The sequence below is a fragment of the Amycolatopsis sp. NPDC051373 genome, assembly GCF_040689465.1.
Lineage (GTDB): Bacteria > Actinomycetota > Actinomycetes > Mycobacteriales > Pseudonocardiaceae > Amycolatopsis.
Map to the genome: position 1 here is coordinate 321,036 of NZ_JBFBAE010000006.1, position 26,331 is coordinate 347,366.

Sequence of the window (26,331 nt, forward strand, 5' to 3'; positions counted from 1 at the left end):
CAGCTCCAGGCCTACGCGGCCTTACAGCTGCTCCGTCTCTGCGTAGTCCTGGCCATCGTCGTGGCCCTCGTCCGAAATCCCGCCGCCGATGCCGGCGACGCTTCCCGACCAGCCCTCACCGTCGTAGCTGGCGGCAGCCGCGGTCGGGTCGAACCCGGGCGGGCTGTCCTTGAGCGCCAGGCCGAGACCGACCAGCTTCAGCTTGACCTCGTCGATCGACTTCGCACCGAAGTTGCGGATGTCGAGCAGGTCCGCCTCGCTGCGCGAGACGAGCTCGCCCACCGTGTGGATGCCTTCGCGCTTGAGGCAGTTGTACGACCGGACGGTGAGGTCCAGGTCCTCGATCGGCATCGCGTAGGCGGCGATGGTGTCCGCTTCCTGCGGCGACGGGCCGATCTCGATGCCCTCGGCGTCGACGTTCAGCTCGCGAGCGAGACCGAACAGCTCCACCAGCGTCTTGCCCGCCGACGCGACCGCGTCGCGCGGCGTGATCGACGGCTTGGTCTCGACGTCCAGGATCAGCTTGTCGAAGTCGGTGCGCTGCTCGACACGAGTGGCCTCGACCTTGTACGTCACCTTCAGCACCGGCGAGTAGATCGAGTCGACCGGGATGCGGCCGATCTCGGCGCCGGCCTGCTTGTTCTGCAGGGCCGGAACGTAACCGCGGCCGCGCTCGACGACGAGCTCGATCTCGAGCTTGCCCTTGCCGTTCAGCGCCGCGATGTGAAGGTCCGGGTTGTGCACGGTGACGCCGGCCGGGGGCACGATGTCGGCAGCCGTGACCTCACCGGGGCCCTGCTTGCGCAGGTACATGGTGACCGGCTCGTCCTCTTCCGAGGACACCACGAGCTCCTTGAGGTTCAGGATGATGTCGGTGACGTCTTCCTTCACCCCGGGAACGGTGGTGAACTCGTGCAGCACGCCGTCGATGCGGATGCTCGTCACGGCCGCGCCCGGAATGGACGACAGCAGCGTGCGCCGCAGCGAGTTGCCGAGCGTGTAGCCGAAGCCGGGCTCCAGCGGTTCGATGGTGAACCGGGAGCGGGTCTCGTTGACCGTCTCTTCGCCGAGAGCCGGCCGCTGGGAAATCAGCATTTTTCCTAATTCCTTTCCAGACGACGCCCGCCATATGACGTCGAAGGGATGGCGCGGCGGCGGCGCACTTCGGGCGCCGCCGCCCGTAACTCAGCCCGGAAGCTGTGTTACTTGGAGTAGAGCTCGACGATCAGCTGTTCCTGAACCGGAACGTCGATCTGCGCACGCTCCGGCAGCTGGTGGACCAGCACGCGGAGGTTGGACTGGACGACCTGCAGCCACGCCGGGATGGGGCGCTCGCCGAAGGACTCCTTCGCCACCACGAAGGGCAGCATCGAGAACGACTTCGGCCGCACGTCGATGATGTCCCACTTGGAGACCTGGAAGGACGGGACGTTGACCTTCACGCCGTTGACCAGGAAGTGGCCGTGGCTCACCAGCTGGCGCGCCTGGCGGCGCGTGCGGGCGATGCCGGCGCGGTAGATCACGTTGTCCAGCCGGGACTCGAGGATCTGCAGCAGGTTCTCACCGGTCTTACCGGGACGCCGGACGGCTTCCTTGTAGTACCGGACGAACTGGCGCTCGAGAACGCCGTAGGTGTAGCGAGCCTTCTGCTTCTCCTGCGACTGCAGGAGGTACTCGGACTCCTTGATGCGCCCGCGGCCGTGCTGGCCCGGCGGGTAGGGGCGACGCTCGAAAGCCTGGTCGCCGCCGATGAGGTCAACCTTGAGGCGACGCGAAATACGCGTCGCGGGGCCGGTGTAACGAGCCATTTCTTCTTACTCCTCCCCGTTCCTCAGACCCGGCGCCGCTTGGGCGGGCGGCAGCCGTTGTGAGGCTGCGGGGTCACGTCCTGGATGGTGCCGACCTCGAGACCGGCGGCCTGCAGCGAGCGGATCGCCGTCTCGCGGCCCGAACCCGGGCCCTTCACGAAGACGTCGACCTTCTTCATGCCGTGCTCGGCAGCCTTGCGGGCGGCGTTCTCGGCGGCCATCTGCGCGGCGAACGGGGTGGACTTGCGCGAGCCCTTGAAGCCCACGTGACCACTTGACGCCCACGCGATCACAGCGCCCGTGGGGTCCGTGATCGAGACGATGGTGTTGTTGAACGTGCTCTTGATGTGCGCGTGACCGTGCGCAACGTTCTTCTTTTCCTTGCGGCGGACCTTCTTGGCCCCCGCCGCAGTACGAGACTTCGGTGGCATGTTCTGAGGGTTCTCCTGTTAGCGCGCGTTCTCTTGGTGAGCGGCAGCCGCTTCGGCCTGTCCGCGCCGGATGATCGACCCGGCGTCGGTGTACAGGTTGCGCAGCGCCATCGGGCGGGCGTAGAGCGCCTTGGGCGAGACACAAGCCGTGCCGCGACGGTTCCCGCCGCCCATCTGCACGACCTTCTTGCCCTTGAGGCTCACTTCTTGCCAGCCTTCTTCTTGCCGGCGACCGTCTTCTTCGGACCCTTGCGGGTGCGGGCGTTGGTCTTGGTCCGCTGACCGCGGACGGGCAGACCACGACGCCAGCGCAGGCCCTGGTAGGTGCCGATCTCGATCTTGCGACGGATGTCGGCGTTCACCTCGCGACGCAGGTCACCCTCGACCTTGAAGTTCTCGTCGATGTAGTCACGAAGCTTGATGAGGTCCTCATCGCTGAGGTCCTTCACACGGGTGTCCGCGTTGAGCTCGGCAGCAGCGATCATCTGCTTCGAGCGCGTACGGCCGATGCCGTAGATGTAAGTCAGCGCGATCTCCAACCGCTTTTCGCGGGGGAGGTCTACGCCAGCGAGTCGTGCCATGGGCGCTATAGCTCCTTCTTCGATTTCGTCTTCAGGTCTTCTCCCCGTCCGGTTCCGGAACCGACTCGCCTGTCGTGCCCGCCGCTTGCGCTGCGGGTGTCCCGGCCCCGGCCTGAAGTCCGGGGGTGCACCGGACCGCTCACGCGGCCCGGCAGGTGCGGGGAGGGTGTGTAGCCGTCAATCCGCTCTGCTGGAGTGCGGTGCTCAGCCCTGACGCTGCTTGTGACGCAGGTTCTCGCAGATCACCATGATCCGACCGTGGCGGCGGATCACCTTGCACTTGTCGCAGATCTTCTTGACGCTCGGCTGGACCTTCACGTCTGTCGACTCTCCTGCTTCTTCTCAGCTCTTCGTGATCACTTGTAGCGGTAGACGATGCGACCACGAGACAAGTCGTAGGGCGAAAGCTCCACGACGACCCTGTCCTCGGGCAGGATGCGGATGTAGTGCTGCCGCATCTTGCCGCTGATGTGGGCAAGAACTTTGTGGCCGTTCTCCAACTCGACGCGGAACATCGCGTTGGGGAGCGGCTCGACCACGCGGCCTTCGACCTCGATGGCCCCGTCTTTCTTAGCCATGTCCTCCGCAATCCCTGAATGCACGCTTGATGCACACAGCGTGATCGGTTTGAGCTTGAGTCCCTTGCTTACTGGGGTGCTGCTCCGGCACACTCCACCCCGACTCCGAGTGTTCGCGAGAGTTCACGAGCGCGCAGGAACCGGCGCGATAAGTACGCCGACTTGTCAGTGTACGCAACTCGTGTCGCGACCCCCAAACGGGGGGTAACTGTGCTACAAGCCGGCGGTCGGGCGCCAGGGTTCCAGTATGCCTGAAAGCGAGCCGACCTGCGAGAATCGCCTGGTCAGGTGAACTTTGCCAGCCGGGTGAGCGGCAGTGTCAGCCCTCGTCAGCCCTCTTCGGGCGCGGTGAGCACCCAGGGACCGTCCTCGGTGATGGCGACGGTGTGCTCCCAGTGCGACGCGCGGGAGCCGTCGGCCGTGACCACGGTCCAGCCGTCCTCGAGCTCCAAGGTCTCCCCGCCGCCCCCGGTGAGCATGGGCTCGATCGCGAGCGCCATGCCGACCTTGAGCCGCGGGCCCTTGCCGGGCTTGCCGACGTTGGGCAGGAACGGGTCCATGTGCATCTGGCGGCCGATGCCGTGGCCGCCGTACTCGAGGATCATCCCGTACTCGACGCCGTTGTCGCGGCCCGCCTTCTCGGCCGCGGTCTGCACGGCGAACGAGATGTCGGTGAGCCGGCCGCCCGCGTGCACGGTCTCGATGCCGGCCCACATGGACTTCTCCGTGGCGGCGGACAGCGCGAGGTCTTTCTCGCTGACGGCGCCGATCGCCAGCGTCACGGCGGAGTCGCCGTGCCAGCCGTCGAGGATGGCGCCGCAGTCGACCGAGATCAGGTCACCGTCGGCCAGCACCTGCCGGCTCGACGGGATGCCGTGGACGATCTGCTCGTTCACCGACGCGCAGATCGACGCGGGGAACCCGTGGTAGCCCTTGAAGGACGGCACGGCCCCCGCGTCGCGGATCGTCTGCTCGGCCAGCTCGTCGAGCTCGGCGGTGCTGACACCCACCTGCGCACGCTCGCGCACGGCGGCCAGCGTCCTCGCGACGACCAGCCCGGCCGCCCGCATCGCCTGCAGCTCGCCCGGCGTCTTGACCTCGATCATGCGCCCACGGCGGAGCACTTGCAGAACACGCAACCCTCCGTGATTCACGTGCGGTCGCGCAGCGCTTTCAGCACGCGGTCCGAGATCTCCTGCACGTCGCCCACGCCGTCGACAGCCACCAGGATGTCGGCGTAGTACTCCAGCAGCGGGGCCGTCTCGGACCAGTAGATCTGCTGCCGGCGGCGGATGACCTCTTCGGTGTCGTCGGCGCGGCCACGGGCCATCAGCCGGGACACGACGACGTCTTCAGGCACCTGAAGCTGGATCACGGACTCGAGCGCGCAGTCGGCTTCCTTCAGCATCTCGCCGAGGACCTCGGCCTGCTTCGTGTTGCGGGGGAAGCCGTCGAGCAGGAAGCCGGCCTTCGCGTCGGGCTCGGCGAGCCGTTCGCGGACCATCTCGTTGGTCACCGAGTCGGGGACGAGCTCACCCGAGTCGAGGTAGCGCTTGGCCTCCTGGCCGAGCGGCGTCTCCTGACCGACGTGCGCGCGGAATAGATCGCCCGTCGAGATGTGCGGAACCCGCAGCTGCTCCGACAGGGCCACCGCCTGCGTACCTTTACCCGCGCCGGGCGGGCCGACGAGAACCACACGCGTCACTTCAAGAACCCTTCGTAGTTGCGCTGCATCAGCTGGCTTTCGATCTGCTTCACGGTGTCGAGGCCGACACCCACCATGATCAGCACAGCCGTGCCACCGAACGGGAAGTTCTGGTTGTTCCCGCTGCCGGTGAGGGACAGGAAGAAGTTCGGGAGGATCGCGATGATGCCCAGGTACAGCGAGCCCGGCAGCGTGATGCGGCCGAGGACGTAGCTCAGGTATTCGGCGGTGGGGCGGCCCGGGCGGATACCCGGGATGAAGCCACCGAACTTCTTCATCTCGTCCGCACGCTCGTCGACGTTGAACGTGATCGTGATGTAGAAGTACGTGAAGAAGATGATCAACGCGAAGTACGCGAGGATGTGCACCCAGCTGCTCTGGTTGACCAGGTAGTTCTGGATGAAGGACTGCCAGCCGGAGTTGCTGTTCGGGTCGCCGATGAGCTGGCTGAGCAGCTGCGGCAAGTACAGCAGCGACGACGCGAAGATGACCGGGATGACACCGGCCTGGTTCACCTTGATCGGCAGGTACGTGGACGTGCCGCCGTACATCCGGCGCCCGATCATGCGCTTGGCGTACTGCACCGGGATCCGGCGCTGCCCTTGCTCCACGAAGATGACGCTCGCGATGATCACCAAACCGAACACGCAGATCATGACCAGGGCGACCGCGCCGCCGTTGCTCATGATGTTGGCGCCCTCGGTGGGGATGCGGGCCGCGATGTTCAGGAAGATCAGGACCGACATGCCGTTGCCGACGCCGCGCTCGGTGATGAGCTCGCCCAGCCACATCATGACGGCGGTGCCCGCGGTCATCGTGCAGACGATCAGGGCCAGCGAGTAGACGCTGTTGTCCGGGATGATCTGCTGCTGGCAGCCCTGGAAGAGGGTGCCGCGGTCGGCCAGCGCGACGACGCCGGTGGCCTGCAGGATCGCCAGGGCGATCGTGAGGTACCGGGTGTACTGCGTGAGCTTGTTCTGGCCGGCCTGGCCTTCCTTCTTCAGCTCCTCGAACCGCGGGATCACCACGGTCAGCAGCTGGATGATGATGCTCGCCGTGATGTACGGCATGATGCCGGTCGAGAACAGCGACAGCTGGAGCAGCGCACCACCGCTGAACAGGTTCAGCAGCTGGTAGACGCCCTGCTGGTCGGCCTGAGAGCTACAGGCCTGCACAGCGGAGAACGAGATCCCCGGGGCCGGGATGGCGGCACCGATCCGGTAGACCGCGACGATGGCTAGCGTGAACAGGATCTTCTTGCGTAGATCCGGCGTCGCGAGAGCCGAGCGGAAGGCGCTGAGCACGCGGGGGACCTCCTCGGCGTCGTCGGCTGTCCTACCGACGATCGGCTTGGCCGGCACGGGGCCGGCGGGAACACAGCTCACTGGCAGGCAAGCCAGGAACGCCTCAGGGCACAGTGGTCCCGAAGCGTGTCGCCGACTCTAACAGCTTCACAGGGCGTGTCCGCAGCGCGTGTGCGTTTTCCGTCTCAGCCTGCCCTCGAAGCCCTGAGACGACGTCGCAGGTTGGACCGTTCGCAGGCGAAATGATCACCTGTTCGGCCCCGGTCGTCGGTAGGTTCCCGGTGGTCGCTACACCGAGGACGTACGGGCACGACGAGGGTTGCTTCGTTGGCGCGCAACGGATCCCGCCTTCGTGCTCGCAGTTGTCCACAACTCGGCTCGCCTGTGGACAGCTCGGGCGCACGGCCGGTTTTGTCAGTGCTCGCCGGTAGAATGGGATCGGGGACGCCCCCCTGGGAGGGCGGGGGTTTGCCTCCGCCGCGGGGGCAGAGGCACGTTGTGGAGCCGCGCTGTGGAAGCGCGCCGCCGGGCCACACAGGCAGAAACGACTCGGGCCCACTCAGCTGTTCGCTGGGTGGGCCCGAGTCGTTTACCGGTGCTTGAGTTGCCTCAGTCGCCTCAGTTGGCGGTGGCGGTGCCACCGGCGGCTTCGAGCTTCTCCTTGGCAGAGCCGGAGAAACCGTCCGCGGTGACGTCCAGCTTCACGCCGTTGAGGTCACCGTTGCCGAGAACCTTCACGAGGCTGCCCTTGCGAACGAGACCCGCCGCGACGAGCTCCTCAACGCCGACCGTGCCACCGTCCGGGAAGACGCGGGCGATGTCGCCCACGTTCACCGGCTGGTACTCGGTGCGGAAGCGGTTCTTGAAGCCACGCAGCTTCGGCAGCCGCATGTGGATGGGCATCTGCCCACCCTCGAAGCCGGCGGGCACGTTCTTGCGGGCCTTGGTGCCCTTCGTGCCGCGACCGGCCGTCTTGCCCTTCGAACCTTCACCACGGCCGACGCGCATCTTCTCGCGCTTCGAGCCCGGAGCCGGGCGCAGGTGGTGGATCTTGATGGCCGTCATGCCTGGACCTCCTCGACCTCCACCAGGTGGCGGACGGTGAGAATCAGGCCGCGCACCTGGGGGGTGTCTTCACGCACGACGCTCTGGCGGATCTTGCGCAGCCCGAGGGTGCGCAGCGACTCGCGGTGAGCATGCTTCGTGCCGATCTTGCTCTTGATCTGGGTGACCTTCAGCTGAGCCATGTCAGACCCCCTGGCCCGCGCGCTGGCGCAGCATCCGGGCCGGAGCGACGTCCTCGAGCGGGAGACCGCGGCGGGCCGCGACCTCTTCGGGACGCTGCAGACCCTTCAGGGCCGCCACGGTCGCGTGCACGATGTTGATCGCGTTGTCGGAGCCGAGCGACTTCGACAGCACGTCGTGGACACCGGCGCACTCCAGCACCGCGCGCACCGGGCCACCGGCGATGACACCGGTACCGGCCGAAGCCGGACGCAGCAGCACGACACCGGCGGCTTCCTCACCCTGGATCGGGTGGGGAATGGTGCCGCCGACGCGAGGCACGCGGAAGAAGTTCTTCTTCGCTTCCTCGACGCCCTTGGCGATGGCCGCGGGAACTTCCTTCGCCTTGCCGTAGCCGACGCCGACCTGGCCGTCACCGTCGCCGACGACGACGAGAGCGGTGAAGCTGAAGCGACGACCACCCTTGACGACCTTGGCGACGCGGTTGATCGTCACGACCTTCTCGAGGTGCGGGGTCTTATCCTGGCCGGCCCCGCCACGGCCGCTGTCGCGCCGGTCCCGGCCGCCACCGCGGCGATCATTGCGGTCGTTGCCGCCCTGACCGCCCGGTCCGCCCTGGCCGCCGCCGAATTGCCGCGTACGTCCCGGCATCAGGCTTTCCTTCCATTGACGAGCATCTGCATCAGAACTCCAACCCCGCCTCACGGGCGGCGTCGGCGAGCGCGGCGATGCGGCCGTGGTAGGCGTTGCCGCCACGGTCGAACACCACAGCCGAGATCCCGGCCGCCTTGGCGCGCGCGGCGACGAGCTCGCCGACCTTCGCGGCCTTGGCCTTCTTGTCGCCGTCGGTCGCCCGGACGTCCGCCTCGAGGGTGGACGCCGACGCCAGGGTGTGGCCGGCGAGGTCGTCGATCAGCTGCACGGCGATGTGCCGCGAGGACCGCTTGACGACCAGGCGCGGACGAACCGGCGTGCCACTGACCTTCTTGCGCAGGCGGAAGTGCCGACGGGTCTTCGCGACGCGGCGGCGGGTCGAGATGTCCTTGCCGACCGGCTTGCGCTTCGTGGTAGTCGTGTCGCTCATGATCACTTACCCGTCTTTCCGACCTTGCGGCGGATCTTCTCACCCTCGTAGCGCAGGCCCTTGCCCTTGTACGGGTCGGGACGGCGCAACTTGCGGATGACCGCGGCGATCTGGCCGACCTTCTGCTTGTCGATGCCGGACACCGAGAACCGGGTGGGCGTCTCCACCTTGAAGGTGATGCCCTCCGGCGCCTCGATCTTCACCGGGTGGCTGTAGCCGAGGGCGAACTCGAGGTCCGAACCCTTGGCCTGCACACGGTAACCAACGCCGTGGATTTCCATCTTCTTCTCGTAGCCGGCGGTGACGCCGACGACGAGGTTGTTCACCAGCGTGCGGGTGAGACCGTGCAGCGCCTTGGAGGTGCGCTCGTCGTCCGGGCGCTTCACCTGCAGGGTGCCGTCTTCACCGCGCTCGACGGTGATGGGCTCCGCGAGGGTGTGCTCGAGGGTGCCCTTGGGCCCCTTGACCTGAATGTGCTGACCGTTGATGGTCACGTCGACCCCGGAGGGGACGGCGACCGGCAGCTTTCCGATGCGTGACATGTCTGTGCCCCCTTCCTTACCAGACGTAGGCGAGGACTTCGCCGCCCACGTTGTTGCGCTTGGCCTGACGGTCGGTCTGCAGGCCACCGGACGTCGAGATGATCGCGACGCCGAGGCCACCCAGCACGGACGGCAGTTCGGTCGATTTTGCGTACACCCGCAGACCCGGCTTGGACACGCGCCGGAGGCCGGCGATGCTGCGCTCGCGGTTGGGGCCGTACTTCAGCTCCACGATGAGGTTCTTGTGCTTCTCGCCCGGCTCGTCGCGGTAGCCCGCGATGTAGCCCTCGCGCTTGAGGATCTCGGCGATGTTCGCCTTGATCTTCGAGTGGGGAAGCACGACCTCGTCGTGGTACGCCGAGTTCGCGTTACGCAGACGAGTCAAGAAGTCTGCGATGGGGTCGGTCATCGTCATGGTGACCTGTCAACCTTTCTCGCCTGGTTCCCCGCCCTCTCGGGCGGGGCCTGTGGCGAACTGGGAAATAGTTTCGAGCCTCTTACCAGCTGGACTTGCGGACGCCGGGCAGCTCGCCCGCGTGCGCCATCTCCCGGAGACAGATCCGGCAGAGCCCGAACTTGCGGTACACCGAGTGCGGCCGACCACAACGGTTGCAACGGGTGTAACCCCGCACGGCGAACTTCGGCTTCTTGGCGGCCTTGTGGACCAGAGCTTTCTTGGCCATCGGCTCAGTTCTCCTTGAACGGGAAGCCGAGCTTGCGCAGCAGCGCCCGGCCCTCGTCGTCGGTGGTGGCGGTGGTGACGACCGTGACATCCATGCCGCGCGGACGGTCGATGGCGTCGGGGTCGATCTCGTGGAACATCGACTGCTCGTTGAGACCGAACGTGTAGTTGCCGTTGCCGTCGAACTGCTTGCCGGACAGACCGCGGAAGTCGCGGATACGGGGCAGCGCGATGGTGAGCAGCCGGTCGAGGAACTCCCACATCCGGTCGCCGCGCAGCGTCACGCGCGCACCGATCGGCTGGCCTTCACGCAGCTTGAACTGCGCGATGGACTTGCGGGCCTTCCGGACTTCCGGCTTCTGGCCGGTGATCAGCGACAGGTCGCGGACAGCACCCTCGATGAGCTTGCTGTCGCGGGCCGCGTCACCCACACCCATGTTCACGACGACCTTCACGACGCCGGGAATCTGGTGCACGTTGGGGATGGAGAACTCCTTCTGGAGTTCGCCCTTGATCTCTTCGCGGTACCGGGTCTTCAGACGCGGCACCATCTTCTCTGCGGTGGTCATGTCAGATGTCCTTGCCGTTCCGGCGCGAGACCCGGACCTTCTTGCCGTCCTCGCCGATGCGGTAGCCCACGCGGGTCGGCTTGCCGTCCGAGTCCACGACCATCACGTTCGACACGTGGATGGGCGCTTCCTGGGTCACGATGCCACCGGACTGCGCACCACGCTGGGTCTGGGTGATCCGGGTGTGCTTCTTGATCCGGTTCACGCCCTCGACCAGCACGCGATCGCGCTCCGGGTAGGCCTGGATGACCTTGCCCTTGGCGCCCTTGTCCTTGCCGGCGATGACGACGACCGTGTCGCCCTTCTTCACCTTCATGGCTTACAACACCTCCGGCGCGAGCGAAATGATCTTCATGAACTTTCGGTCGCGCAGCTCGCGGCCCACCGGGCCGAAGATGCGGGTGCCGCGAGGCTCGTTGTCGTTCTTGATGAGCACGGCGGCGTTCTCGTCGAAGCGGATGTAGGAACCGTCCGGACGACGACGCTCCTTCACCGTGCGGACGATGACCGCCTTGACGACATCGCCCTTCTTCACCCCGGCAGCCGGGATGGCGTCCTTCACGGTGGCGACGATGATGTCACCGATGCCCGCGTAGCGCCGCCCGGAGCCACCGAGAACACGGATGCAAAGGATCTCCTTAGCACCGGTGTTGTCGGCAACCCGAAGCCGCGACTCCTGCTGGATCACGTCAACTCCTGTATGTCGCGCTGGTTCTCGCTCGCGCGAGCCTTGCGGAACCAAGGACTCCGAAGAGCCCTGCTTACTTGGCCTTCTCCACGACCTGCACGAGGCGCCAGCGCTTCGTCGCCGACAGCGGCCGGGTCTCCATCAGGGTGACCCGGTCGCCCACGCCCGCCTCGTTGTTCTCGTCGTGCACCTTGACCTTGGTGGTGCTGCGCAGAACCTTCGAGTAGCGCGGGTGCTTCTTGCGGTCCTCGAGCTCGACCACGATCGTCTTGTCCATCTTGTCCGAGACGACGTAGCCCTCGCGCACCTTGCGGTAGTTACGCGCGAGCTTCTCGGTGGTGGGCTCGCTCATGCGGCACCTTCACTCTCGCTGTCGGGGGCCACGGACAGGCCGAGCTCACGCTCGCGCATGACCGTGTAGATCCGCGCGATGTCCGTGCGGACGGTGCGCAGCCGACGGTTGTTGTCCAGCTGCCCGGTCGCCATCTGGAAGCGGAGGTTGAAGAGCTCCTCCTTGTATTCCTTCAGACGCAGCACGAGCTCTTCCGCGGTGAGCTCACGAAGCTCCGAAGCCTGGGCGGCGCCGTTGGCCATCAGAACTCACCACCTTCACGGGTCACGATGCGGCACTTCATGGGCAGCTTGTGGATCGCGCGACGGAGCGCCTCGCGGGCGGTCTCCTCGTTCGGGAACGAGATCTCGAACATCACGCGACCCGGCTTCACGTTGGCGATCCACCACTCGGGCGAACCCTTACCGGAACCCATGCGGGTTTCAGCCGGCTTCTTGGTCAGCGGGCGGTCCGGGTAGATGGTCGTCCACACCTTGCCGCCACGCTTGATGTGACGGGTCATGGCGATACGAGCGGACTCGATCTGCCGGTTCGTCACGTAGCTGTGCTCAAGCGCCTGGATGCCGTACTCGCCGAAGCTGACCTTCGTACCGCCCTTGGCGGCGCCGTGGCGCTTCGGGGAGTGCTGCTTCCGGTGCTTGACCCTGCGCGGGATGAGCACGTCTCAGCCCTCCGTCTTTTCTGCGGTCTCGGCAGCCGGGGCCGCCTCGGTCGCCACGGGTGCCGCGTCTTCGTTCTTCGCGGCGGCAGCAGCGCGACCGGCTTCGGTCGAGGTCGCCGTCGTGCCCGAGGCGCCGGAGCGGCGCGGGCGGGACGGACGGTCACCGCGGTCGCGGCGCGGGGCCCGCTCGGCGGCCGCGGCGGCGTCGCGCGCCTCGCGGGCCTTGAGGCCACCCACCAGCTCGCCCTTGTAGATCCACACCTTCACGCCGATGCGACCGAACGTCGTCTTGGCCTCGAAGAAGCCGTAGTCGATGTCGGCACGCAGCGTGTGCAGCGGAACCCGGCCGTCGCGGTAGTGCTCGGAGCGGGACATCTCGGCACCGCCGAGACGACCGCCGCACTGCACGCGAATGCCCTTGACCTGCGGCGAACGCATGGAGGTCTGGATCGCCTTGCGCATCGCACGGCGGAACGCCACGCGGTTGCTCAGCTGCTCCGCGACACCCTGCGCAACGAGCTGGGCGTCGGACTCGGGGTTCTTGACCTCGAGGATGTTGAGCTGGACCTGCTTGGCGGTCAGCTTCTCCAGCGCGCCACGGATCCGGTCGGCCTCCGCACCACGACGGCCGATGACGATGCCCGGCCGGGCGGTGTGGATGTCGACGCGAACGCGGTCACGGGTGCGCTCGATCTCGACCTTGGAGATGCCGGCGCGCTCCATGCCCGTGGACAGCAGCTTGCGGATCTTCACGTCCTCGGCCACGTACTCCGAGTACTGCTTGTCGGCGTACCAGCGCGACTTCCAGTCCGTGGTGATACCCAGGCGGAAGCCGTGCGGGTTGATCTTCTGGCCCACTACCGGCCACCTGCCTTCTTCTTGCTCTGCGCCTTCTTCACGTCGGCCTTCGGACGCGACTCCACCTCGACGGTGATGTGGCTGGTCCGCTTGCGGATCCGGTACGCGCGGCCCTGGGCCCGCGGGCGGATGCGCTTGAGGGTCGGGCCCTCGTCGGCGTACGCGTTCTTGACCCAGAGCGTCTCCGGGTCGAGCTGAAGGTTGTTCTCGGCGTTGGCCACGGCACTGGCGAGCACCTTCGCGACCGGCTCGCTGGCCGCCTGGGGGGCGAACCGGAGCACGGCCAAGGCGTCGGCGGCGCTACGTCCCTTGATGAGCTCGATCACCCGGCGCACCTTGGTCGGCGAGTCCCGGACGAAGCGAGCCCGCGCGTAAGCCGTAGGCAGAGCCTCGACCGTCGCGTCGTTCTGGGCGTTCATCGCTACTTCCCTTGTCTTGTTTCGTGCCCGCTCAGCGGCGGCGCGACTTGCGGTCGTCCTTGATGTGACCCTTGAAGGTCCGCGTCGGGGCGAACTCGCCCAGCTTGTGACCCACCATGGCCTCGGTGACGAACACCGGGACGTGCTTGCGGCCGTCGTGCACGGCGATCGTGTGACCCAGGAAATCCGGGATGATCGTCGAGCGACGCGACCAGGTCTTGATCACGGTCTTCTTGTTGGCCTCGTTGAGCGCGTCCACCTTCTTGAGCAGGTGGTCGTCCACGAAGGGCCCCTTCTTAAGGCTGCGTGGCATGTTCTTCTACCTCCCTGCTCAGCGCTTGTTCTTGCCGGTACGGCGGCGGCGGACGATCATCGCGTCACTTGCCTTGCGGCGACGCGTGCGGCCCTCGGGCTTACCGTTCGGGTTCACCGGGTGGCGACCACCGGAGGTCTTACCCTCACCACCACCGTGCGGGTGGTCGACCGGGTTCATGACGACACCACGGACGGTGGGGCGCTTGCCGCGCCAGCGGTTACGACCCGCCTTGCCCCAGTTGATGTTCGCGTGCTCGGAGTTGCCCACCTCGCCGACGGTCGCGCGGTTGCGCACGTCGACGTTGCGGATCTCACCCGAGGGCAGCCGGAGCTGGGCGTAAGGCCCGTCCTTGGCCACCAGCTGCACCTTGGCGCCGGCGGAGCGCGCCATCTTCGCGCCGCCACCGGGGCGGAGCTCGATCGCGTGGACCACGGTGCCGACCGGGATGTTGCGCAGCGGCAGGTTGTTGCCCGGCTTGATGTCGGCGCGAGGGCCGTTCTCGACGGTGTCGCCCTGCTTCAGCTTGTCCGGCGCGATGATGTAGCGCTTCTCGCCGTCGGCGTAGTGCAGGAGCGCGATGCGCGCGGTGCGGTTGGGGTCGTACTCGATGTGCGCGACCTTGGCCGGCACGCCGTCCTTGTCGTTACGACGGAAGTCGATGACGCGGTAGGCGCGCTTGTGGCCACCACCCTTGTGACGGGTGGTGATCTTGCCCGACGAGTTGCGACCGCCCGAACCGCTCAGCGGACGCAGCAGCGACTTCTCCGGCGTGGACCGGGTGATCTCGGCGAAGTCCGAGACGCTCGAACCGCGACGACCCGGGGTCGTCGGCTTGTACTTGCGGATGCCCATTGTCAGCTCAGTCCTTTACGCGGTGGGTCCGCCGAAGATCTCGATCGCCTTGCTCTCAGGCGAAAGAGTCACGATGGCGCGCTTGGTGTCCTTGCGCTTGCCGAAGCCTGCGCGAGTCCGCTTCCGCTTGCCCTGACGGTTGGCCGTGTTGACGCTGACCACCTTGACACCGAACACCTTCTCGACCGCGATCTTGATCTGGGTCTTGTTGGCGTCCGGGCGGACGATGAACGTGTACTTGTGGTCCTCGAGCAGCCCGTAGGACTTCTCGGAGATGACCGGCGCGAGCAGGATGTCGCGGTGGTCCGGAATGGCGACCGAGCTCACTTCTCGTCACTCCCTTCCGAAACTTCGCCCGACCGAGCGGAGGCCTTGACGGCCTTGCCACTGGCGGGGCCTGCGACGAACGCGTCGTACGCGGCCTTGGTGAACACGACGTCGTCGTTGACCAGCACGTCGTAGGTGTTGAGCTGGTCCGCCCAGAGGATGTGGATCTCGGGGAGGTTCCGCAGGGAGACCCAGCTGAGCTCGTCGGCCCGGTGCAGCACCACGAGCACGCGCTTCGCCTGCGTCACGGCGGCGATCGCGGTCTTGGCGGCCTTGGTCGACGGCTTCTCGCCGGTGACCAGTTCGGTCACGACGTGCAGCTGGCCGGCGCGAGCCCGGTCGGAGAGGGCGCCACGCAGAGCGGCGGCCTTCATCTTCTTCGGGGTGCGCTGCGTGTAGTCACGCGGCGTGGGGCCGTGGACGACGCCACCGCCGGCGAACTGCGGCGCGCGGGTCGAACCCTGGCGGGCACGACCGGTGCCCTTCTGCCGGTACGGCTTCTTGCCGCCACCGGAGACCTCACCACGGGTCTTCGTGTCGTGCGTGCCCTGGCGCGCGGCGGCCAGCTGGCCGATCACGACCTGGTGCATCAGCGCGATGTTGGCCTGCACGTCGAAGATCTCCGCGGGGAGGTCGACCGTGCCGTCGGCTTTACCGGCCGGGGTCTTCAGCTCGACGCTTGTCATTCGGAGTTACCACCCTTCGCGGCGCTGCGCACGAACAGCAGGCCGCCCTTGGGACCGGGCACCGCGCCCTTGATCAGCAGCAGGCCGTCTTCGGCACGCACCGCGTGCACGGTCAGACCCTGCGTGGTGACCCGGTCGGAGCCCATCCGGCCCGCCATGCGCAGGCCCTTGAAGACGCGGCCGGGGGTGGCACAGCCACCGATGGAACCCGGCTTGCGGTGCACGGCCTGGGCACCGTGGCTCGCGCCCTGGCCCTTGAAGCCGTGGCGCTTCATGACACCGGCGTAGCCCTTGCCCTTGCTGGTACCCGTCACGTCGACCTCGACGCCGGCGGCGAACACCTCGGCGGTGATCTCCTGACCGACCTCGTAGGTGTCCGCGTCGGTGGTACGCAGCTCGGCGAGGAAGCGCCGCGGGGTCACGCCCGCCTTGTCGAAGTGGCCGGTGCGCGGCTTGTTCACCCGGCGCGGGTCGACCGCACCGAAAGCCAGCTGCACGGCCGCATAGCCGTCCTTGTCCTGGGTCCGAACCTGGGTGACCACGTTCGGACCGGCCTTCACGACGGTGACCGGGACAACCCGGTTCTGCTCGTCGAAGACCTGGGTCATGCCGAGCTTGGTGCCCAGGATGCCCTTCATCTGCCTGTCAGACATGAGTCTCTTACTCTCCGCCGCTCGCCAGCCGCTACTGGATGTTGACGTCGACGCTCGCCGGCAGGTCGATGCGCATGAGCGCGTCGACCGTCTTCGGCGTCGGGTCGAGGATGTCGATCAGACGCTTGTGCGTGCGCATCTCGAAGTGCTCGCGCGAGTCCTTGTACTTGTGCGGCGAGCGGATGACGCAGTAAACGTTCTTCTCGGTGGGCAGCGGCACCGGCCCGACAACACGGGCGCCGGTGCGCGTGACCGTCTCCACGATCTTGCGCGCCGAGGTGTCGATCGCCTCGTGGTCGTAGGCCTTGAGCCGGATGCGGATCTTCTGTCCCGCCATGGTGGCTGCTCGTTCCTTCGTCGTCTCGTGCCGCTTTGTCTCGTCAACCCGGGCCTGAGCCCCGGTTTCAGCAGTTCAACGGCCCTGTCCCCGGTCCACGCGGTCGGGCGTGTCGCGCCCGACGCACAGACGGATCCCGTGGGATCGTCCTGCCTGGTCTTCCTCAACGTGAGGAGGCCGCGAGCCCGCCGCGCCGCATCAACTGCAAGCACCGCCGACCACTTGGCCTTTGCCCGCTAGCCGCACCCCGAAGGAAGAGCTGGACGGACCGTGGCCACTCGTACAGGGGCGGCCGGAACCCCGTGAGTCAATCGAACAACTCGAGGATTCGGCCGCCCCGGGACGAGCAACCTGAATAGTGTCGCACACGTGAGTTGACGCCCTTGACCGGGGGGTGTAGTAGCCCGGTCAAGGGCGTCGACATCACTTGATGATCTTGGTGACCTGACCCGCACCCACGGTGCGGCCGCCCTCGCGAATCGCGAAGCGCAGGTTCACGTCCATGGCGACGGGCTGGATCAGCGCCACCGAGATGTCGGTGTTGTCGCCCGGCATGACCATCTCGGTGCCCTCGGGGAGGGTCACGACGCCGGTCACGTCGGTGGTGCGGAAGTAGAACTGCGGGCGGTAGTTGTTGAAGAACGGGGTGTGACGACCACCCTCGTCCTTCGACAGGATGTAGACCCGGCCCTCGAAGTCGGTGTGCGGGGTGGTGGTACCCGGCTTCACGACGACCTGGCCGCGCTCGACGTCCTCGCGCTTGATACCGCGGACGAGGAGGCCGACGTTGTCGCCCGCCTGGCCCTGGTCCAGCAGCTTGCGGAACATCTCGACACCGGTGACAGTCGTCTTGGTCGACTTCTCCTTGATGCCGACGATCTCGACCTCTTCGTTCACGTTGACCACGCCACGCTCGACGCGGCCGGTCACGACAGTGCCGCGACCGGTGATCGTGAAGACGTCCTCGATCGGCATGAGGAACGGCTTGTCGAGCTCGCGCACCGGGTCCGGCACGTTGTCGTCGACAGCGGTCATGAGCTCGAGGACAGCCTCGGCCCACTTCTCGTCACCCTCGAGAGCCTTCAGGCCCGACACGCGCACGACCGGCGCGTCGTCGCCCGGGAACTCCTGCGAGGACAGCAGCTCGCGGACCTCCAGCTCGACGAGCTCGAGGATTTCCTCGTCGTCGACCATGTCGGCCTTGTTCAGCGCGACCACGATGTAGGGCACGCCGACCTGGCGGGCGAGCAGCACGTGCTCGCGGGTCTGCGGCATCGGGCCGTCGGTGGCGGCCACGACCAGGATCGCGCCGTCCATCTGGGCGGCACCGGTGATCATGTTCTTGATGTAGTCCGCGTGACCGGGGGCGTCGACGTGCGCGTAGTGACGCTTCTCGGTCTGGTACTCGACGTGCGAGATGTTGATCGTAATACCGCGCTGGCGCTCTTCGGGCGCGTTGTCGATCTGGTCGAACGCACGCGACTCGTTGAGCTCCGGGTACTTGTCGTGCAGAACCTTGGTGATCGCCGCGGTCAGCGTGGTCTTGCCGTGGTCGACGTGACCGATGGTCCCGATGTTGACGTGCGGCTTGCTCCGCTCGAACTTCGCCTTCGCCACTGGAATGTCCTCCTGGACTGATTTCGCTTTGTGCTCACCGGCCGGCGTGGCTGCCAACCGCTGATTGTTTCTCGTCTTTGCTGCGGACGTTCAGGAGTGTTCCTTATGCCCGCGAGCGCGGGGGAACTACTCCCCCGTCGCCTTCGCGATGATTTCCTTCGCGACGTTCGCGGGAACCTCGGCGTAGGAGTCGAACACCATGGAGTAGTTCGCGCGACCCTGGGTGCGAGACCGCAGGTCGCCCACGTAACCGAACATCTCCGACAGCGGTACCACTGCCTTGACGACACGGGTACCGGCGCGCTCCTCCATGGCCTGGATCTGGCCACGGCGGGAGTTGAGGTCACCGATCACGTCACCCATGTAGTCCTCGGGAGTCGTGACCTCGACGGCCATCATCGGCTCGAGGATGACCGGGCCGGCCTTCTTCGCGGCTTCCTTCATCGCCATGGAACCGGCGATCTTGAACGCCATCTCCGAAGAGTCGACCTCGTGGTACGCGCCGTCCAACAAGGTGAACTTCAACCCGACGAGCGGGTAGCCGGCCAGCACGCCGTACTGCATGGCGTCCTGCCCGCCCGCGTCGACCGACGGGATGTACTCCCGCGGCACGCGGCCGCCGGAGACCTTGTTGTCGAACTCGTAGAGTGCACCGTCGGTCGTCTCGAGCGGCTCCAGCTTCACGATGACCTTCGCGAACTGGCCGGAACCACCGGTCTGCTTCTTGTGCACGTAGTCGAGCTTGTCGACCGTCTTCTTGATCGTCTCGCGGTAGGCGACCTGCGGCTTACCGATGTTCGCCTCGACCTTGTAGTCGGACTTCATGCGGTTCACCAGCACCTCGAGGTGCAGCTCGCCCATGCCCGCGATGATCGTCTGGCCCGTGTCCTCGTCGAGCTGGACCTGGAAGGTGGGGTCTTCCTCGGCCAGCTTCTGGATCGCGAGCGACAGCTTCTCCTGGTCGGCCTTCGTCTTCGGCTCGATGGCCACGCGGATAACGGGATCCGGGAAGGTCATCGACTCGAGCACGACCGGGCTCTGCGGGTCGGCCAGCGTGTCACCGGTCGTGGTGTCCTTCAGGCCGATGACCGCGTAGATGTGGCCGGCCTGGGCCTCCTCGACCGGGTTCTCCTTGTTGGAGTGCATCTGGAAGAGCTTGCCGATGCGCTCCTTGCGCTCCTTGGTCGCGTTGACGACCTGGGTGCCCGCGGAGACCTTGCCCGAGTAGACCCGGATGTAGGTCAGCTTGCCGAAGAACGGGTGCGCGGCGATCTTGAAGGCGAGGGCCGCGAACGGCTCGTCGACCGACGGCTTGCGCAGGACCGGGGTCTCGCCGTCCGGCAGCGTGCCCTCGACGGCCGGCACGTCCAGCGGGGACGGCAGGTAGTCGATGACCGCGTCCAGCATCGGCTGCACGCCCTTGTTCTTGAAGGCGGAGCCGGTGAGCACCGGGTACGCCTCGCGCGCGACGGTGAGCTTGCGGATGCCGGCCTTGATCTCGGCTTCCGTGAGCTGCTCGCCCTCGAGGAACTTCTCCATCATGGCGTCGTCGGTCTCGGCGACGGCCTCGACGAGCTTCTCGCGGTACTCCGCAGCGCGGTCGGCCAGCTCGGCCGGGATCTCCTCGACCGAGTAGTCCTCGCCCTTGCTCACCTCGCCACGCCAGGTCAGCGCCTTCATGCGGACCAGGTCGACGACACCCTCGAAGTCGTTCTCGGCGCCGATCGGCAGCTGGATGACCAGCGGCCGGGCACCGAGGCGCTCCTCGATGGTGCGCACGGTGAAGTAGAAGTCGGCACCCAGCTTGTCCATCTTGTTGACGAAGCAGATGCGCGGAACTTCGTACTTGTCCGCCTGCCGCCAGACCTGCTCGGACTGCGGCTCGACACCTTCCTTGCCGTCGAAGACGGCCACGGCGCCGTCGAGCACGCGGAGCGAGCGCTCCACCTCGACGGTGAAGTCGACGTGCCCGGGGGTGTCGATGATGTTGATCTGGTGATCGGCCCAGAACGTGGTGGTGGCAGCCGAGGTGATGGTGATACCCCGCTTCTGCTCCTCCTCCATCCAGTCCATGGTGGCGGCGCCGTCGTGGACTTCACCGATCTTGTAGTTGATCCCGGTGTAGAACAGGATCCGCTCGGTGGTGGTGGTCTTACCGGCGTCGATGTGCGCCATGATCCCGATGTTGCGGACCTTGTTCAGGTCGGTCAGCACTTCACGTGCCACGAGAGTGTTCCCCTGTCTCGAACGTGGGGCCCGGCATGGCTTGGATCGGCAGCCGGGCGGTCATCACCAGCGGTAGTGCGCGAAGGCCTTGTTGGACTCGGCCATCTTGTGCGTGTCTTCACGGCGCTTGACGCTGGCGCCAAGACCGTTGCTCGCGTCGAGCAGCTCGTTCTGCAGCCGCTCGATCATGGTCTTCTCGCGGCGAGCCTGCGAGAAGGAGACCAGCCAACGCAGCGCCAGCGTGGTGGAGCGGTTGGGCTTGACTTCGATCGGCACCTGGTAGGTGGCGCCACCGACCCGGCGGCTCTTCACCTCGATGGTGGGCTTCACGTTGTCGAGCGCGCGCTTCAGCGTGACGACCGGGTCGGTGCCGGTCTTCTCGCGAGCGCCTTCCAGCGCGCCGTACACGATGCGCTCGGCCAGCGACCGCTTCCCGTCCTTCAGCACCTTGTTCACCAGCTGGGTGACCAGCGGGGAGGCGTAGACCGGGTCGGAGATCAGCGGCCGCTTCGGGGCCGGACCCTTGCGGGGCATTAGCTCTTCTCCTTCTTCGCGCCGTAGCGGCTGCGCGCCTGCTTGCGGTTCTTCACACCCTGGGTGTCGAGCGAACCGCGGATGATCTTGTAGCGAACGCCCGGCAGGTCCTTCACCCGACCACCGCGCACGAGCACCATCGAGTGCTCCTGCAGGTTGTGGCCCTCACCGGGGATGTACGCCGTGACCTCGATGCCGCTCGTCAGCTTCACACGCGCAACCTTGCGCAGCGCCGAGTTCGGCTTCTTCGGGGTCGTGGTGTACACGCGGGTGCACACGCCACGACGCTGCGGGCTCCCCTTGAGGGCCGCGGTCTTCTGCTTGGCAGCCTTGTCCTGGCGGCCCTTGCGGACCAGCTGCTGGATCGTGGGCAATGGACCAGCTTTCTGTCGCGTTCTTGCTGCTTCTTCGTGTCTTCACCGGCCCCCGCGGTCGGGCGTGTCGGCCCGCGTCACGGTCTCTCGACCGGTACTTTCCCGAAGGGGTTTTCCGTCGGAACCCCACGTGGACGAGGCCGGTGAACCGGGTGCGCGAGCACCCCGCTCATGCCGTACGGCACGCGGAGCGGCCCGACGCCTGCCGGGCACGGTCTCCAAAGATACCCGGCCACTTGACGACCGGTCCGGGCGGGGGGTCCGAACTGACGGTGACCGCCCATCGTAACCCCAGATGAGGGCTCTGCGGCCAGAGCCGCGCGGAAGACCCATCATCCACAACGTGACAGACGTCCCCCCTATTCCTCGGCTATTCCTCGTCCGGCTTCGCGTGGTCGGGCCGCCCCGGGTGGGGGTCGCGCGACAAATCGATCAGCGGGTGAACGCCGGCCCCCTCAGGCGCGGCGTGGCTCCCCTTAGTGTCCTTCTGCCCCTCTTCAGGCCGGTCGGCGGTGCCGTTGCCGTCCATCACGCACTCCTCAAGTCGGTTTCCCTGCGGCTCGCACGCTACCCATTTCCACGAACGGGTGACACACGGGGACCGAACGTCGCTTTCCGGAGGTGATCGACTTGCCGGTTAACCAGTGGACGAACAGGTCACGATGATTCGGTGACCGCGAACTGGACCATCACGCGAATCTCCGTCGACGACTTCGACGCGCGCGCGATCCTGCGCGAATACCTCACGGACGTCGCGAGCCGCTACTGGGGCCGCCCGGCCACCGACGCCGAGGTCGACCAGGCGCTGGCCGAGGCGCCCAGCGACGACCTCGTGGCCCCGACCGGCGCGTTCCTCGTCGCCCGCCTGCCGAACGGCACCGTGACCGGCTGTGCCGGCACCCGCGTGGTGCGGCCGGGGCTGAACGAACTCACGAAGGTGTACGTGCGCCCGGCCCACCGCGGCCGGGGCGGCGGCGCGCGCCTCGTCGCGGCGGCCGAGGAGGCGGCACGGGCGCTGGGCGCCGAGGTGCTGCGGCTCGACACCCGCCACGACCTCGTCGAGGCGCGGGCGCTGTACGCGCGGGTGGGCTACGTCGAGGTCGAGCCGTTCAACGACGACAAGTACGCGGAGCACTGGTTCTCGAAGTCGCTGGGGTGAAACGGTTCCGCTCCGTCCACACTGGATCTTGTTCATCCACAACGGACCACTACGGGCAGCCGGGCACAAGGACGACGCCGTCGTCCCTTTTGGGAAAACATTCACGACTCCGCAGCGCGAACGCGACAGAAGCGGCATAATCCGCACGTCCGCACACCCGTCGTGCACGTGAGGGGGCCGCCGTGTCGGCTGAGATGGATCGTCTCGTCGCCGAGTTCGAGAAGTTCCAGAGCAAGATCAAACAGGCCGAGGCGAGCTTCGCCAAAGTCGGCGACATGCAGGACGAGGTGACCGCCCTCGAGGCCACCGCCATGTCGCCCGACCGCGCCATCACGGTCGTCGCGGGCGCCGGCGGCTCGGTGAAGGACATCCGGCTCACCGCCGACGCCCTCAAGCAACAGCCCCAGCAGCTGGCGTCGGCCATCCTGGCGACGCTGCACCGCGCCGTCGCCGACGCCACGCTGAAGCAGGCCGGCATCGTCGACGCGCACGTGGGCGCCGCCTTCGGCCTCGACGTGTCCGGCCAGGTCCTCGAAGCCCAGGCCGAAGCCATGGGAACCACGGCCGAAGATCTGAAGTCCAAAGCCGCGGAGGCGCAGCCGGCCCCGCGCCGGCTCACGGACGAAGACCTCGAACACGGCGACATCCTGCGCCGCGACGAGCCCCCGGCCGCGGCCCCGCCGCCTCCCCCGGTCCGCCCCGCCGAAGACGGCGTCCGGCGCCTGTGGGACCACGAGGAGGACCGATGAGCCACGACGTAGACCCCCAGATCCTGAAGACCTACGCCTCCGGCACGTTGCCGCACTACAAGGACGAGGCGACGAAGTTCGGCAATCTCGTCAGCCAGGCCGACGTCACGGACAAGTCGTGGGGCCTGATCGGGCTGGCGGTGAAGCAGACGTACACGAGCAAGCTCGAGGACCTCCGCCAGATGCTCGAACTGATGAAAACCGGCGTCGACACGCTGGGCGGGAAAGTGAACCAGGCCGCGGAGATCTACGACGGCCACGAGAAGGACACCGTCGTGACCTTCGGCAAGTTCAAGGCGAACATCGACGGACCGCTCTGAGCAGGGGGAGACCGAAATGGCCGACAGCATCGCCGACGGCGTCAAGCTGGAACACGAGGACGAGGGTTTCCTCCACGACGCCAACGAAGCCGCCAAGAAGGCGCCGATCATCGGCAAGGGGGTCGAGGGCGTCGAACGAGGCATCAAGGGCTTCAGCGAAGCCGACGACGCCGGCGAGTTCGCGGCGGCCACCGGGCAGATGCTCCAGGACGGCGCGGGCTTCGTCGCCGGCGCCGCGGTGGACGTGGCGAGCTTCGCGCTCGACCCCGTCGGCTGGCTGGTCAGCAACGGCCTGAACATGCTCCTGGAGCTGATCTCGCCGCTGCAGGACGCGCTGCACTTCGTGACGGGCGACGGCCCGGCGCTCAAGGAGGCGGCCGGCAACTTCAGCGAGATCGGTGTCGGTTTCGTCAAGCTCGGCGACGACTTCGCCAAGAAGGGCAAGGAAGAGCTGCGGACCTGGCAGGGCGACGGCGGCAACGCGGCCCGCAGTTCGCTGGACCAGTTCTCCGAGGGCATCAAGGGCATCGGCTCGACCACGGGCGGGGTCGGCGAGACGCTCCAGATGTGGTCGATGGTCATGACCGTCATCGAAGAGGTCGTGAAGGCGATCATCAGCGAGCTGGTCAGCTGGCTGATCTACATCTGGCTGCCGGCGCTGGCCGCCTCGATCGTGAGCCTCGGCTCGTCGGTCGCCGCCGCGATGACCGCCTCGATCGCCAAAGCGGCCAGTGCGTTCACCAGGATCACCTCGAAACTGGGGAAGCTGGGCGAGCTGCTCCAGAAGTTCATGACCTTTCTCTCGAAGTGGACCGACGACCTGATCAAGCAGGGCCGCAAGCTCACCCCGTCGGGCGCCCCCGGCATGACGCCCGGCATGGAGAAGGCCGCCACCGGCGCGATCGCCTCGGCGACGAACTCCCGCGGCATGGCAACGGTCGAGGCGCTGAAGGACTCGCTCAAGGCCGGTGGCGAAGAGGCCCTCAAGGGGGTGACCGGCGTAAAGCTCGGCGATCTCGACAAGGGCTCGGCCTACAGCGGCAAGGCCGGCTTCGACTTCGTCAACAAGGCGGTCGACAACACCCGCGACATCCTGAAGTCCCGCGGCGGGAGCGACGCGGCCGGCTACCACTCCGAAGAGGACACCCGCGAGAACCTGGACATGGACCAGTAGATGGACCTGTTCGAACCGTGGTTCGTCGTCGGCGGTTTCGTGCTGGGTTTCGTGCTGCTGTGGCTCGCCGGCCGGCTTGAACGGCGCAGCGGCGTGGCCGCGACCGTGCTGTACGCCCTGTGCGGCGTGACGTTCTCCGCAACGGCGCTGTACTGGCTTTCCGCGGGCACCGGCAGCTTCGTGCCCCAGCTGGTCTGGATCGCGTTCCCGGTCGCGTTCGCCGCCCTGGTGGTGTGGCGAGGCTGGCGGCAGCGCACGTGGATCGCCCGGATCGCGGGCTCGACCAGGAAGCAGACGTTCGGCGTGCTCCCCCACCGCGGCCGCGGAGTGGCGCTCGACCACCCGGACCCCGGTCCCGTGCGCACGACGGTCGAGTTCGACCAGCAGGGCCACCGGGTCCTGGGTAGCGAGTACTCGAGCGACCCGGTCGACCCGAACGAGCGGGGCGCCGCGATCGCCAAGGTGGCCGAGCAGATCGACTCGATCAACTCATCGGTGCAGCTGCGGATCCCGAAGGTGCCGGCGCTGGTGATCTCGCCGCGGACCGGGGCGTCCGAGCCGGAGCACTTCACTCCTCTGGAAGACGCCCGGATCACCCGGAACTCGTTCGGCTGGCTGAAGCCCGACCTCGGGCTGGACAGCTTCGAGGTCGACGCCGAGTTCGACCGCCGGTTCACCGTGACGACCTCGGACCCCGAGTTCGCCGCGGCCGCCCTGACCGACGACGTGCGCGCTTTCATGCTGAACGACCTGTGGTTCCGCGTGCATTCGGTGGCCTTCCACGGCGACGCGATGTGGACCACCGAGTCGGGCGCCCTCACCGAGGACCGCATGTTCGGCAACTCCCGCCGGCTCGCGATGCTGGCCGCGGTCGTGCCCGCGCCGGTGTGGGAGGTGTGGGCCGGGGACAAGGCGTTCGCCGCGATCGCCGCCGGGTCCGACACGAGTTACAACTCCTGGAACGGCGGTCGCGGCGGGTTCCTGCGGACGCCGGTCAACCGCTTCCGCGAGGCGGCGGACCGGCAGCCGGTCACCTCGGTTTCTCTGACCACGCGCACGGTCATCGCGCTGGCACTGGTGCTGCTCGGGCTGCTGCCCGTCCTGAACTCCCTGGCCGCGCTGGTGGACGGGTCGCCCCAGACTCAGCTGACTGTTCTCGAAGCGCATAAGGGCTACGCCGGCACCTGCTCCTCCAGGAGTGCCGGCTGCACCGGCAGCAACGACTGGGTCCGCGGCCGGTACGTGCTCGACGGCACGACCCACGACGTGTCGACCCAATGGATCGACCCGCTGCCCGCCAAGGGCGATGTGCTCGACGTGGAGATCGGCCCGATCTGGTGGCACCCGGTCCTGGAAAGCAGCCTCGCGGCGATCTACGTGTTCCTCGTCGCCCTGCTGCCGCTTCTCGCGGGCGCATTGCTCGCGAAGGCCACTTACCGACCGAGGCCGCCCAGACACGTCAGGAAGCTGCGCAAGACCCAGGAAGCGGCCGTCTCGTAG

41 protein-coding genes are annotated in these 26,331 nt (G+C 67.0%); 5 read left to right on the forward strand and 36 right to left on the reverse strand.

Features of this window, described 5'->3' with window-relative positions:
- Positions 1–21 precede the first annotated feature (21 nt).
- The 36 genes from AB0383_RS13980 to AB0383_RS14155 all read right to left on the reverse strand — a co-directional run bounded on the left by AB0383_RS13980 (position 22) and on the right by AB0383_RS14155 (position 21,958).
- Complete coding sequence (locus tag AB0383_RS13980; RefSeq protein WP_220246098.1) at positions 22–1,095, reverse strand: DNA-directed RNA polymerase subunit alpha; 1,074 nt, start codon at positions 1,093–1,095, stop codon at positions 22–24.
- A gap of 107 nt (positions 1,096–1,202) precedes the next feature.
- Positions 1,203–1,808, reverse strand: coding sequence for a 30S ribosomal protein S4 (gene rpsD, locus AB0383_RS13985; RefSeq protein WP_326568113.1), 606 nt, complete (start codon positions 1,806–1,808; stop codon positions 1,203–1,205).
- Between the two features lie 23 nt (positions 1,809–1,831).
- Entirely contained in the window at positions 1,832–2,239 is a 408-nt protein-coding gene (rpsK, locus tag AB0383_RS13990; protein ID WP_004558885.1) for a 30S ribosomal protein S11, read from the reverse strand.
- A gap of 18 nt (positions 2,240–2,257) precedes the next feature.
- On the reverse strand, positions 2,258–2,443 hold the full coding sequence (locus AB0383_RS13995) for a hypothetical protein (protein WP_354878502.1): 186 nt from the start codon (positions 2,441–2,443) through the stop codon (positions 2,258–2,260).
- On the reverse strand, positions 2,440–2,820 hold the full coding sequence (rpsM, locus tag AB0383_RS14000; protein ID WP_204091690.1) for a 30S ribosomal protein S13: 381 nt from the start codon (positions 2,818–2,820) through the stop codon (positions 2,440–2,442). Before rpsM ends, AB0383_RS13995 begins: the two co-directional genes overlap by 4 nt.
- 204 nt (positions 2,821–3,024) lie before the next feature.
- The gene (rpmJ, locus tag AB0383_RS14005; protein WP_004558882.1) at positions 3,025–3,138 is read right to left on the reverse strand and encodes a 50S ribosomal protein L36; all 114 of its coding nucleotides are present in this window, start codon (positions 3,136–3,138) and stop codon (positions 3,025–3,027) included.
- Positions 3,139–3,176: 38 nt separating this feature from the next.
- Positions 3,177–3,398 (reverse strand): translation initiation factor IF-1, encoded by a 222-nt coding sequence (infA, locus tag AB0383_RS14010; RefSeq protein ID WP_004558881.1) that lies wholly within the window; start codon positions 3,396–3,398, stop codon positions 3,177–3,179.
- A gap of 329 nt (positions 3,399–3,727) precedes the next feature.
- Positions 3,728–4,504: a type I methionyl aminopeptidase gene (map, locus tag AB0383_RS14015; RefSeq protein WP_366187286.1), complete on the reverse strand. Its 777-nt coding sequence runs from the start codon at positions 4,502–4,504 to the stop codon at positions 3,728–3,730.
- A 44-nt stretch (positions 4,505–4,548) separates the two neighbouring features.
- Positions 4,549–5,103 carry an adenylate kinase gene (locus AB0383_RS14020; RefSeq protein WP_364183388.1) on the reverse strand — a complete coding sequence of 185 codons (555 nt, stop codon included), beginning with the start codon at positions 5,101–5,103 and terminating at the stop codon, positions 4,549–4,551.
- The gene (secY, locus tag AB0383_RS14025; protein WP_220247338.1) at positions 5,100–6,407 is read right to left on the reverse strand and encodes a preprotein translocase subunit SecY; all 1,308 of its coding nucleotides are present in this window, start codon (positions 6,405–6,407) and stop codon (positions 5,100–5,102) included. The genes AB0383_RS14020 and secY overlap by 4 nt, the downstream gene beginning before the upstream one ends.
- Positions 6,408–7,025: 618 nt before the next feature.
- Positions 7,026–7,472, reverse strand: a complete 447-nt coding sequence (rplO, locus tag AB0383_RS14030; protein ID WP_354878493.1) for a 50S ribosomal protein L15 — start codon at positions 7,470–7,472, stop codon at positions 7,026–7,028.
- Positions 7,469–7,654, reverse strand: a complete 186-nt coding sequence (gene rpmD, locus AB0383_RS14035) for a 50S ribosomal protein L30 (protein WP_364183392.1) — start codon at positions 7,652–7,654, stop codon at positions 7,469–7,471. The genes rplO and rpmD overlap by 4 nt, the downstream gene beginning before the upstream one ends.
- Position 7,655: 1 nt before the next feature.
- Positions 7,656–8,303 carry a 30S ribosomal protein S5 gene (gene rpsE, locus AB0383_RS14040; RefSeq protein WP_155548876.1) on the reverse strand — a complete coding sequence of 216 codons (648 nt, stop codon included), beginning with the start codon at positions 8,301–8,303 and terminating at the stop codon, positions 7,656–7,658.
- A 31-nt stretch (positions 8,304–8,334) separates the two neighbouring features.
- A complete protein-coding gene (rplR, locus tag AB0383_RS14045) occupies positions 8,335–8,742 on the reverse strand; it encodes a 50S ribosomal protein L18 (protein WP_364183395.1) in 408 nt (135 codons plus the stop codon).
- Positions 8,739–9,278: a 50S ribosomal protein L6 gene (rplF, locus tag AB0383_RS14050; RefSeq protein WP_220246089.1), complete on the reverse strand. Its 540-nt coding sequence runs from the start codon at positions 9,276–9,278 to the stop codon at positions 8,739–8,741. Before rplF ends, rplR begins: the two co-directional genes overlap by 4 nt.
- Positions 9,279–9,294: 16 nt before the next feature.
- Complete coding sequence (gene rpsH / locus AB0383_RS14055; protein ID WP_220246088.1) at positions 9,295–9,693, reverse strand: 30S ribosomal protein S8; 399 nt, start codon at positions 9,691–9,693, stop codon at positions 9,295–9,297.
- Positions 9,694–9,775: 82 nt separating this feature from the next.
- Positions 9,776–9,961 (reverse strand): type Z 30S ribosomal protein S14, encoded by a 186-nt coding sequence (locus AB0383_RS14060; protein WP_220246087.1) that lies wholly within the window; start codon positions 9,959–9,961, stop codon positions 9,776–9,778.
- 4 nt (positions 9,962–9,965) lie between these two features.
- Entirely contained in the window at positions 9,966–10,529 is a 564-nt protein-coding gene (gene rplE / locus AB0383_RS14065; RefSeq protein WP_220246086.1) for a 50S ribosomal protein L5, read from the reverse strand.
- 1 nt (position 10,530) lies between these two features.
- Positions 10,531–10,845 carry a 50S ribosomal protein L24 gene (gene rplX / locus AB0383_RS14070; protein ID WP_204091700.1) on the reverse strand — a complete coding sequence of 105 codons (315 nt, stop codon included), beginning with the start codon at positions 10,843–10,845 and terminating at the stop codon, positions 10,531–10,533.
- A 3-nt stretch (positions 10,846–10,848) separates the two neighbouring features.
- A complete protein-coding gene (gene rplN, locus AB0383_RS14075; protein WP_004558867.1) occupies positions 10,849–11,217 on the reverse strand; it encodes a 50S ribosomal protein L14 in 369 nt (122 codons plus the stop codon).
- Positions 11,218–11,290: 73 nt separating this feature from the next.
- On the reverse strand, positions 11,291–11,569 hold the full coding sequence (rpsQ, locus tag AB0383_RS14080; protein WP_220246085.1) for a 30S ribosomal protein S17: 279 nt from the start codon (positions 11,567–11,569) through the stop codon (positions 11,291–11,293).
- Positions 11,566–11,811, reverse strand: a complete 246-nt coding sequence (rpmC, locus tag AB0383_RS14085; protein WP_220246084.1) for a 50S ribosomal protein L29 — start codon at positions 11,809–11,811, stop codon at positions 11,566–11,568. The genes rpsQ and rpmC overlap by 4 nt, the downstream gene beginning before the upstream one ends.
- On the reverse strand, positions 11,811–12,230 hold the full coding sequence (gene rplP, locus AB0383_RS14090; RefSeq protein WP_004558864.1) for a 50S ribosomal protein L16: 420 nt from the start codon (positions 12,228–12,230) through the stop codon (positions 11,811–11,813). The genes rpmC and rplP overlap by 1 nt, the downstream gene beginning before the upstream one ends.
- 3 nt (positions 12,231–12,233) lie before the next feature.
- Positions 12,234–13,088, reverse strand: a complete 855-nt coding sequence (gene rpsC, locus AB0383_RS14095) for a 30S ribosomal protein S3 (RefSeq protein WP_220246083.1) — start codon at positions 13,086–13,088, stop codon at positions 12,234–12,236.
- Positions 13,088–13,507: a 50S ribosomal protein L22 gene (gene rplV / locus AB0383_RS14100; protein ID WP_220246082.1), complete on the reverse strand. Its 420-nt coding sequence runs from the start codon at positions 13,505–13,507 to the stop codon at positions 13,088–13,090. The genes rpsC and rplV overlap by 1 nt, the downstream gene beginning before the upstream one ends.
- 31 nt (positions 13,508–13,538) lie before the next feature.
- On the reverse strand, positions 13,539–13,820 hold the full coding sequence (gene rpsS / locus AB0383_RS14105) for a 30S ribosomal protein S19 (protein WP_153035997.1): 282 nt from the start codon (positions 13,818–13,820) through the stop codon (positions 13,539–13,541).
- Between the two features lie 18 nt (positions 13,821–13,838).
- Positions 13,839–14,675 carry a 50S ribosomal protein L2 gene (gene rplB / locus AB0383_RS14110; protein ID WP_354878480.1) on the reverse strand — a complete coding sequence of 279 codons (837 nt, stop codon included), beginning with the start codon at positions 14,673–14,675 and terminating at the stop codon, positions 13,839–13,841.
- Between the two features lie 15 nt (positions 14,676–14,690).
- A complete protein-coding gene (rplW, locus tag AB0383_RS14115; RefSeq protein WP_220246080.1) occupies positions 14,691–15,002 on the reverse strand; it encodes a 50S ribosomal protein L23 in 312 nt (103 codons plus the stop codon).
- Entirely contained in the window at positions 14,999–15,688 is a 690-nt protein-coding gene (rplD, locus tag AB0383_RS14120) for a 50S ribosomal protein L4 (RefSeq protein WP_220246079.1), read from the reverse strand. The genes rplW and rplD overlap by 4 nt, the downstream gene beginning before the upstream one ends.
- A complete protein-coding gene (rplC, locus tag AB0383_RS14125; protein WP_220246078.1) occupies positions 15,685–16,341 on the reverse strand; it encodes a 50S ribosomal protein L3 in 657 nt (218 codons plus the stop codon). The genes rplD and rplC overlap by 4 nt, the downstream gene beginning before the upstream one ends.
- Positions 16,342–16,372: 31 nt before the next feature.
- Positions 16,373–16,678, reverse strand: coding sequence for a 30S ribosomal protein S10 (rpsJ, locus tag AB0383_RS14130; RefSeq protein WP_003102098.1), 306 nt, complete (start codon positions 16,676–16,678; stop codon positions 16,373–16,375).
- A 423-nt stretch (positions 16,679–17,101) separates the two neighbouring features.
- On the reverse strand, positions 17,102–18,295 hold the full coding sequence (tuf, locus tag AB0383_RS14135; protein WP_086675505.1) for an elongation factor Tu: 1,194 nt from the start codon (positions 18,293–18,295) through the stop codon (positions 17,102–17,104).
- Between the two features lie 126 nt (positions 18,296–18,421).
- Positions 18,422–20,521, reverse strand: a complete 2,100-nt coding sequence (gene fusA / locus AB0383_RS14140) for an elongation factor G (RefSeq protein ID WP_364183403.1) — start codon at positions 20,519–20,521, stop codon at positions 18,422–18,424.
- 63 nt (positions 20,522–20,584) lie between these two features.
- Positions 20,585–21,055 carry a 30S ribosomal protein S7 gene (gene rpsG / locus AB0383_RS14145; RefSeq protein ID WP_220246075.1) on the reverse strand — a complete coding sequence of 157 codons (471 nt, stop codon included), beginning with the start codon at positions 21,053–21,055 and terminating at the stop codon, positions 20,585–20,587.
- On the reverse strand, positions 21,055–21,429 hold the full coding sequence (gene rpsL / locus AB0383_RS14150) for a 30S ribosomal protein S12 (RefSeq protein ID WP_003102113.1): 375 nt from the start codon (positions 21,427–21,429) through the stop codon (positions 21,055–21,057). Before rpsL ends, rpsG begins: the two co-directional genes overlap by 1 nt.
- 370 nt (positions 21,430–21,799) lie before the next feature.
- Entirely contained in the window at positions 21,800–21,958 is a 159-nt protein-coding gene (locus AB0383_RS14155; RefSeq protein WP_220246074.1) for a hypothetical protein, read from the reverse strand.
- Between the two features lie 141 nt (positions 21,959–22,099).
- Between AB0383_RS14155 and AB0383_RS14160 the strand changes: the two genes are divergently transcribed.
- From AB0383_RS14160 to AB0383_RS14180, 5 genes are all read left to right on the forward strand, one after another.
- Positions 22,100–22,588, forward strand: coding sequence for a GNAT family N-acetyltransferase (locus AB0383_RS14160; RefSeq protein WP_366187297.1), 489 nt, complete (start codon positions 22,100–22,102; stop codon positions 22,586–22,588).
- Between the two features lie 182 nt (positions 22,589–22,770).
- Positions 22,771–23,337, forward strand: coding sequence for a YbaB/EbfC family nucleoid-associated protein (locus tag AB0383_RS14165; RefSeq protein ID WP_366187299.1), 567 nt, complete (start codon positions 22,771–22,773; stop codon positions 23,335–23,337).
- Positions 23,334–23,657: a hypothetical protein gene (locus AB0383_RS14170; protein ID WP_364183412.1), complete on the forward strand. Its 324-nt coding sequence runs from the start codon at positions 23,334–23,336 to the stop codon at positions 23,655–23,657. Before AB0383_RS14165 ends, AB0383_RS14170 begins: the two co-directional genes overlap by 4 nt.
- Before the next feature lie 16 nt (positions 23,658–23,673).
- Positions 23,674–24,831, forward strand: coding sequence for a hypothetical protein (locus tag AB0383_RS14175; protein ID WP_366187302.1), 1,158 nt, complete (start codon positions 23,674–23,676; stop codon positions 24,829–24,831).
- Positions 24,832–26,331 (forward strand): hypothetical protein, encoded by a 1,500-nt coding sequence (locus tag AB0383_RS14180; RefSeq protein ID WP_366187304.1) that lies wholly within the window; start codon positions 24,832–24,834, stop codon positions 26,329–26,331.